This is a genomic window from Pseudomonas sp. BAY1663, assembly GCF_000582595.1.
GTDB classification, from domain to species: Bacteria; Pseudomonadota; Gammaproteobacteria; order Pseudomonadales; family Pseudomonadaceae; genus Stutzerimonas; species Stutzerimonas stutzeri_AF.
The window spans coordinates 1-6800 of sequence record NZ_AZSV01000141.1 but is presented as its reverse complement, the minus strand read 5'-3'; the positions used below and the strand labels follow the sequence as shown (position 1 = coordinate 6800).

Here is a 6800-nt window from a genome sequence, read left to right as displayed (position 1 = left end):
CCAATGGCAGCAACACCCAATCTTGCCAGTCCGGTGTCAAGCAGCCTGTCCCCATGAAATGAGAAGAACCTTTTTTGTGGCCCTTTTCCGGGTCAGGCGTCCAGCGTGGCGTTCAGGCTGATCTGCGCGTTGAGCACCTTGGATACCGGGCAGCCGGCCTTCGCCTGGTTGGCGATCTGCTGGAACTGCGCTTCGTTGGCGCCGGGCACCCTCGCTTTGAGGGTCAGCTCGACGGCGGTGATGCTGAAGCCTTCGCCATCCTTGTCGAGAGTCACCTCGGCATGGGTCTCGATGCGTTCGGCGGTCAGCCCGGCCTGGCCGAGCATCATCGATAGCGCCATGGAAAAGCAGCCGGCGTGGGCCGCGCCGATCAGCTCTTCGGGGTTGCTGCCGGGAACGTCCTCGAAGCGGGTATTGAAGCCATAGGGAATGTCCTTCAGCGCGCCGCTCTGGGTGCTGATGCTGCCCTTGCCGTCCTTCAGGCCGCCTTGCCAGACGGCGGATGCGCTCTTCTTCATGACGGAACCTCGTGCAAATGGAGTGGGGCGGCGGCCGTGGCCGCGCGGGTCTAGTGCGGCTGCTCGGCGGCGAGGATCGCGCTGGCCAGTTCCATGTCGCTGGCCTGCAGCTGCGGTTGCTCGCTGCGCAGGCGCTGCAGCATGGCCTCCAGGTACGGGCCGCGGATTTCGCCGTCGCTGGCGACGAAGCTGCCGGCATCCTCGCGCGCCGCAAGCACCAGCTTGTCGTCCTTGAAGGTCAGGTAGGTGGAGGCCGTGGTGGCGCCCGAGGAAAGGATGTCGCGCACCAGGCCATCGGCCACGGCAGCGCCGAGCGGCGCCAGCGTCAGGGTGATCACAGCGAATAGCGTCTTGCGCATGGTCGGCACCTCCTGAGAGTCGTTCTTTTCAGAGTGCGCCGTCGCGCCAGGAGTTCCGGCGGGCGATCAGCCGGGGCCGTCGAGCAGCTGGCGAATGCGCGTGGCGAGCATGTCGATGCTGAAGGGTTTGGCCAGCATGTCGGTTCCCGGCCCGAGGAAGTCGCTGCGCGCCTCGTTGTCCGGCACGTAGCCGGTGATGAACAGCACCTTCAGCCCGGGGCGGTGCTGGTGTGCGGCTTCCATCAGTTGGCGACCGTTGAGGCCCGGCAGGCCGAAATCGCTGAGCAGCAGGTCGAGGCGCTCGCTGCCGTGCAGGTAGGGCAGCGCACTGCCGGCGTCGACGGCTTCGAGCACCTGGTAGCCGAGCTCCTGTAGCACCTCCACCACCAGCATGCGCACCGCGGCCTCGTCCTCGACCACCAGCACCGTCTCGCCAGCGTGCGCCCGCGGCACTTCGGTGGCCTCTTGCGCCGTGGCGTGTTCCTCTTCCTGCGTCTGGTTGCGCGGCAGGTAGAGGGTGATACGGGTGCCCTGGCCGAGGCTGCTGTCGATGCTGACGTGGCCGCCGGTCTGCTTGGCGAAGCGTAGACCATCGACAGGCCGAGGCCGGTGCCCTGGCCGATGGGCTTGGTGGTGAAGAACGGATCGAATGCCTTGGCGATGGTTTGCGCCGACATGCCGGCACCGTTGTCGGTGACGCTGAGCACGACATAGTCGCCGGGCTCCGGGACATCGGGCTGGCGCTCGTCGATCTGCAGGTTGTGCGTGCGGATATCCAGCTGGCCGCCGTCGGGCATGGCATCGCGGGCGTTGATCACCAGGTTGAGCAGGGCGTTTTCCAGCTGGTGCGCATCGGTGTAGGCCAGCCAGGTGTCGGCCTGCAGTTCGATCTGCAAACGGATGTGCTCGCCGATAGTGCGGCGCAGCATGTCTTCCATGGAAACCACCAGCAGGTTGACGTCCACCGGCCTGGGCGCCAGCGACTGCCGGCGGGCGAATGCCAGCAGGCGGTGGGTCAGCGCGGCGGCCCGGTTGGCCGAGGTGGTGGCGGCGTCGAGGTAGCGGCCGAGGTCGGCGCTGTTGCCGCTGGCGATCCGGTGCTGGATCAGGTCGAGCGCGCCGAGCACGCCGGTGAGCATGTTGTTGAAGTCGTGGGCCAGCCCGCCGGTGAGCTGGCCGATGGCTTCCATCTTCTGCGCATGGCGCAGTGCCTCCTCGGCGCGTTCGCGCTCGGCCATCTCGATGTGCAGGCGGCTGTTGATCGCCGCCAGTTCGCGGGTGCGTTCGGCGACGCGTCGCTCCAGGCTGTCGTTGAGCTCGCGCAGCGCCTCCTCGGCGGCGACCTGGGCGGTGACGTCGGTGTTGGTGCCGAACCAGTGGGTGACCTGGCCGAAGTCGTCGCGAATCGGCAGTGCGCGCGAGAGGAACCAGCGGTACTTGCCGTCCTTGCCGCGCAGCGGGAAGGTCTCCTCCCAGATCGAGCCGATGGCGAAGGCCCGCTTCATCGAGGCGCTGACCCGCTCGTGATGGTCGGGGTGGTTGACCGCCCGCCAGCCGAGGGCACGCATGGCCTCGCAGGTGGTGCCGGTGTAGTCGTACCAGCGCTTGTTGTACCAGTAGATGTACCCGCTGGGCTCGGCCATCCAGGCGAACTGGCTCATGTTGTCGGCGAGGGTGCGGAACTGTTCTTCGCTCTCGCGCAGCGCCCGCTCGGCGCGCATGCGCTCGTCGGCGCTCCAGGCGCGGTCGGCGACCTCGCGGATGAACGAGATGTCGTCGTCGAGCCAGGCGCGCGGCTGCTCTTCCAGCAGCATCAGGACCGCGGCGATGCGCCCCTGCTCGCACAGCGGTACGCAGACGATGCTGCGGATGTGGCTTTCGCCGAAGCGTTCGGCATGGCTGGCGGTGCGCGCATCGTGCAGCACGTCCTCGATGACCACCAGTTCGTTCTCCTGCAGGTCGTAGAAGAAGTCCCCGTAGTCGGCGAAATGCACCACCTCGTTGCTGCTGTCGGAGCTGCCGTCGCTCCAGTAGCGTTCGATGGTGGCGCTCTGGCTGGCGGCATCGACGCTGGCGAACAGCACGCGGGCAACGCCGATGGTGCGGCCGATCACGCTCACCGCGGCATGGGCGATGGTCTGGCTGTCGTGCTGTTCGCGCAGCAGGTCGCCCAGTTCGATCAGCGCCGTCTGGCGCTGCTCGGCCTGGCGCCGCTCCCTGATCTGCTGCTCGAGCATGGCGTTCATGCGCTGCATGCGCTCGGCGGCGTTGCGCTCGGCGGTGATGTTGCGCGCGGTGCCGAGAATGCGTACTTCGCCGTTGGGGTCGACCAGGCGGCGGCCGCGGTTGGCCATCCAGACGAACTGGTTGATGCGGGTGTCGAAGATCCGGTAATCGAGCTGGAACTCGCCTTCGGCCTCACCGGCCAGGGCGTTGCTCAGCGCCTTGATCAGCGTGCCGCGGTCGTCCGGGTGCACGCGCGCCAGGACCTCGTGCACGCTCAGCGCCGGCTGCTCCGGTGTCAGCCCGGCCATGGCCTTGAGCTGGCTGTCCCAGTGCAGCGAGTGCTGATTGTCGTGGTATTCCCAGACGCCGATGGAGGCGATCTCGTTGGCCAGGCTGATGCGCTGTTCCGCCTCGCGCAGGGCCTGGCTCGCCTGGGCACGCTCGGCCGCCGCACGGATGCGTTCGAGCACCTCGCGAACCAGGGTGATGTCGTCCGTGTTCCAGCGCTCCGGCAGGTTGCGGGCGAACAGCAGCACGCCACGCTGCGGCGTGGCCCGCTCTCCCGGCAGTTCGGCCAGCAGCAGGTCGGAGCTGGCCAGGCTGCGGGACAGCTCGTTGCCTGCGCCATGCTTGTCGAGCACGAGGATGCCGTCGCGCCGCAGTTGCGTGGCGACGGTGCCGCCCAGGGCGTGGCGGCCGAGCCGGCTCGGCCGGCCGGGGGCGAGCCATTGCTGCTGGATGACCAGCGCGCCGTCCTCCAGGTTGCCCCAGGCGACGCATTCGCTGCGGGTCAGGTGGGCCAGGCGCTCGTTGAGCACGCAGCGGATGTCGACGCGCTCGCTGTTTTCCTGCAGGCAGTCGCTGAGGTCCAGCAGGAAGGCCTGCCAGGCCTGGCGTCGGGTGCGCTCGCTGATGTCGCTGAAGGTGCAGATCGCGCCCTGCAGCTCGCCGTCGCGGTAGATCGGCGCGACGCGGTATTCCACCGGCAGGCTGCTGCCATCGACGCGGAAGAACAGTTCGTGCTCGACATGCCGCGGCTCGCCGGTGACGGCGGTGTGCTGGATCGGGCAATCGTGCACCGGGTAGGGGCGGCCGTCCGGATGGCTGTGGTGGATCACCTGGTGCAGTTGCCTGCCGAGCACTTCGTCGCGGCTGGCGAAGCCGAGCAGCTTGAGGAAGGCATCGTTGCACAGGGTCACCGCGCCGCTGCGGTCGATGGAATAGAAACCCTCGTTGGCCGAGTCGAGCAGCAGGCGGGTGAAGGCTTCGCTCTCGCGTCGCTCGAGCTCCAGGCGGCGCCGGCTGTCGATGTCCTGGGCGATGCAGATCCAGCGCAGCAGTTGCCCGTCGGCGTCGTAGATCGGCGCGGCGCTGGCCTGGAACCAGCGCAGGTTGCCATCGACGTCGCGCAGTGGCAGTTCGAGGGTGAAGGGCAGTTCCCGGCCCAGGGCCTGCCGCCATTGTTCGGCGATGCGCTGGCGATCGTTCGCGGCGATCGCCGCGAGCCAGCCGCTGCCGCACGAGGCCTCGGCGCCGAGCCCGGTGAACTCGCACCAGTAGCTGTTGCAGAAGCTCAGGCCGCCATCCGCTTCGCACTGCCAGACCACCTGCGGGCTGAGGTCGACCAGGGCGCGGTAGCGCTGCTCGGCATCGCGGATCGCGGCCTGCTGCAGGCGCGCCTCGGTGAGGTCGCGCAGGATCTTGACGAAGCCCCGCGCCTGGCCCTGGCTCTGCAGTGGCGTGAGTACGCCGCTGGCCCAGAAGCGCGAGCCGTCCTTGCGCTGGTGCCAGCGCTCGTCCAGCGCCGAGCCGCGCTGCAGGGCGGTGCGCATTTCCCGTTCAGGGGCGCCCTGCGCGCGATCCTCTTCGCTGAAGATGCAGCCGACATGACGCCCGATCGCTTCTGCGGCCGACCAGCCGAGCTGCCTTTGCGCACCGCTGTTCCAGCTGGTGATCATGCCCTGCGGATCGGTGGAGAGGATGGCGTAATCCTGGGCGCTGTCGATGATCTGGCGGCTGCGCTCTTCCTCGGCGCGGACCCTGCGCAGTGCCAGCAGCGCCATGATCTGGCGCGCCACGGCCTGCAGGTGCGCAGCCTGGCGCGGGGTGAGTTCGCGCGGCTGACGGTCGACGACGCACAGCGTGCCCAGCGGCAGCCCGGCGTCATCGCGCAGGAGCGCGGCGGCATAGAAGCATGCGCTGCTGCCATCGGCCAGGCGCGGCATCGCCAGCGGGGCGCTCAGTTCGTCGGCGCGGTGAACGACCAGTGGGCCGGGTTGCAGGATGGCCTGTGCCGACAGCGAGTGTTCGCGCGCGACGCTCTGCCGGTCCAGGGCGAACGCGGCCAGGCAATGTTGCCGTTCGCTGTCGATGAAATGGATCGCTGCCGCAGGGCAGGCGCAGAGCTCCGCGGCCATGGCGGCGAGTGCGTCGAAATCCGCTTCGGTCGAGGCATCCGCAATGGCATGGCGAGCCAATGCTGTCAGCCGGTCAGCTTCATTCCAGGTCGCTGAGGGGGCGCTGTATTCGACGTTCAAAGTGTCCTGCTCGGCTATCCATTGCGCTGGGTAATCCAAACAAACGGGCCGCGTGTGAGCACCGGCAACGTGGGTTGCCGAGTGCTCAGCAAAAGACTACGCCGAGGTGGCTTGGTTCAGGCCGTGTGCGACAAAAACGCCGACGAACGGAGCATTTTCGCCGCCGAGGTGTCAGCGGCGCTGGGCGGCGTTCAGGGCCTGCAGCAACCGGGCATCCCGGTTGTAGATGTCCGGACGGTAGCGCGGCTGGCCCGTCTCGTCGGCATCCGCGGTCCAGTAGGCCATCAGGATCGCTATCGGCCTGGCCAGGCGGTACTCGTGCGTCTTGCCGCTGGCCAGTAGGGAGGCGACCGTGTCCCGTTCGTCGGGCATGAGCAGCAAGTCGACCAGTTGCAGCGCCGACTCGACGCGCACGCAGCCGGAGCTGAGCGCGCGGGCGGCGCGGGCGAACTGCGGCTGGCTCGGCGTGTCGTGCAGGTAGACCGCGAACGGATTGGCGAAACGGATCGCCACCTGCCCGAGCGGGTTGGCCGGGCCGGCATCCTGGCGCAGGAAGATGCCGCGTGGGTTGTCCCAGTCGACGCCGTGCGGGTCCAGCGGGTTGCCTTGGGCGTCGAGCACGCGCATCTGGTTGCGCGCCAGGTAGCCGATGTCCTCGCGGATTCGCGGCAGCTTGTCCTGGCGCAGGATGGTCGGCGGCACGGTCCAGGTGGGGTTCAGCGTCAGGCGGGTGACGCGCGATTTCAGCGGGGGGGTCTGGCGCCCCTCGCTACCGACCTGGGTGCGCGTCTGCCAGTGCACGCAACGGTCCTGGAAATAGAACAGCCGCGCGCCGGCGATATCCACCAGCAGCGATTGTGCTTCGAGATCGCGGGAAACCCAGCGCAGGCGTTCGAGATTGATGCGCAACTGGTCGAGACGGCCCGCCGGGCTGACGTTCAGCGCCGCCCGCGTGGCGCTGCCGAGCACGCCGTCGTCCTCGAGCCCGTGCTGCAGCTGGAAGCCCTTGAGCGCTTCGACCAGCTCCGGCGAATAGCGCGTATCGCTGATGCCGGCATCGCCCAGCAGGCGCTGGCGCAGCAGCGGGATACGCGCATCGTTCATTCCCGGGCGCAGCGCCGGCCCCGCGGGGATCGCCTGCCAGCCCGGTAGCGGCGCGG

General features: G+C 68.4%; 3 protein-coding genes and 1 pseudogene. All 4 read right to left on the bottom strand.

The window, feature by feature from the left end:
* Positions 1–92 precede the first annotated feature (92 nt).
* The gene (locus BAY1663_RS21750) at positions 93–518 is read right to left on the bottom strand and encodes an OsmC family protein (protein ID WP_037044994.1); all 426 of its coding nucleotides are present in this window, start codon (positions 516–518) and stop codon (positions 93–95) included.
* A gap of 50 nt (positions 519–568) precedes the next feature.
* Positions 569–877 carry a DUF2388 domain-containing protein gene (locus BAY1663_RS21745; protein ID WP_037044992.1) on the bottom strand — a complete coding sequence of 103 codons (309 nt, stop codon included), beginning with the start codon at positions 875–877 and terminating at the stop codon, positions 569–571.
* Positions 878–943: 66 nt separating this feature from the next.
* Positions 944–5640: pseudogene (locus tag BAY1663_RS21740) on the bottom strand (PAS domain S-box protein).
* 171 nt (positions 5641–5811) lie between these two features.
* A partial coding sequence (locus tag BAY1663_RS21735; protein WP_037044990.1) for a murein L,D-transpeptidase occupies positions 5812–6800 on the bottom strand: 989 nt, incomplete at its 5' end.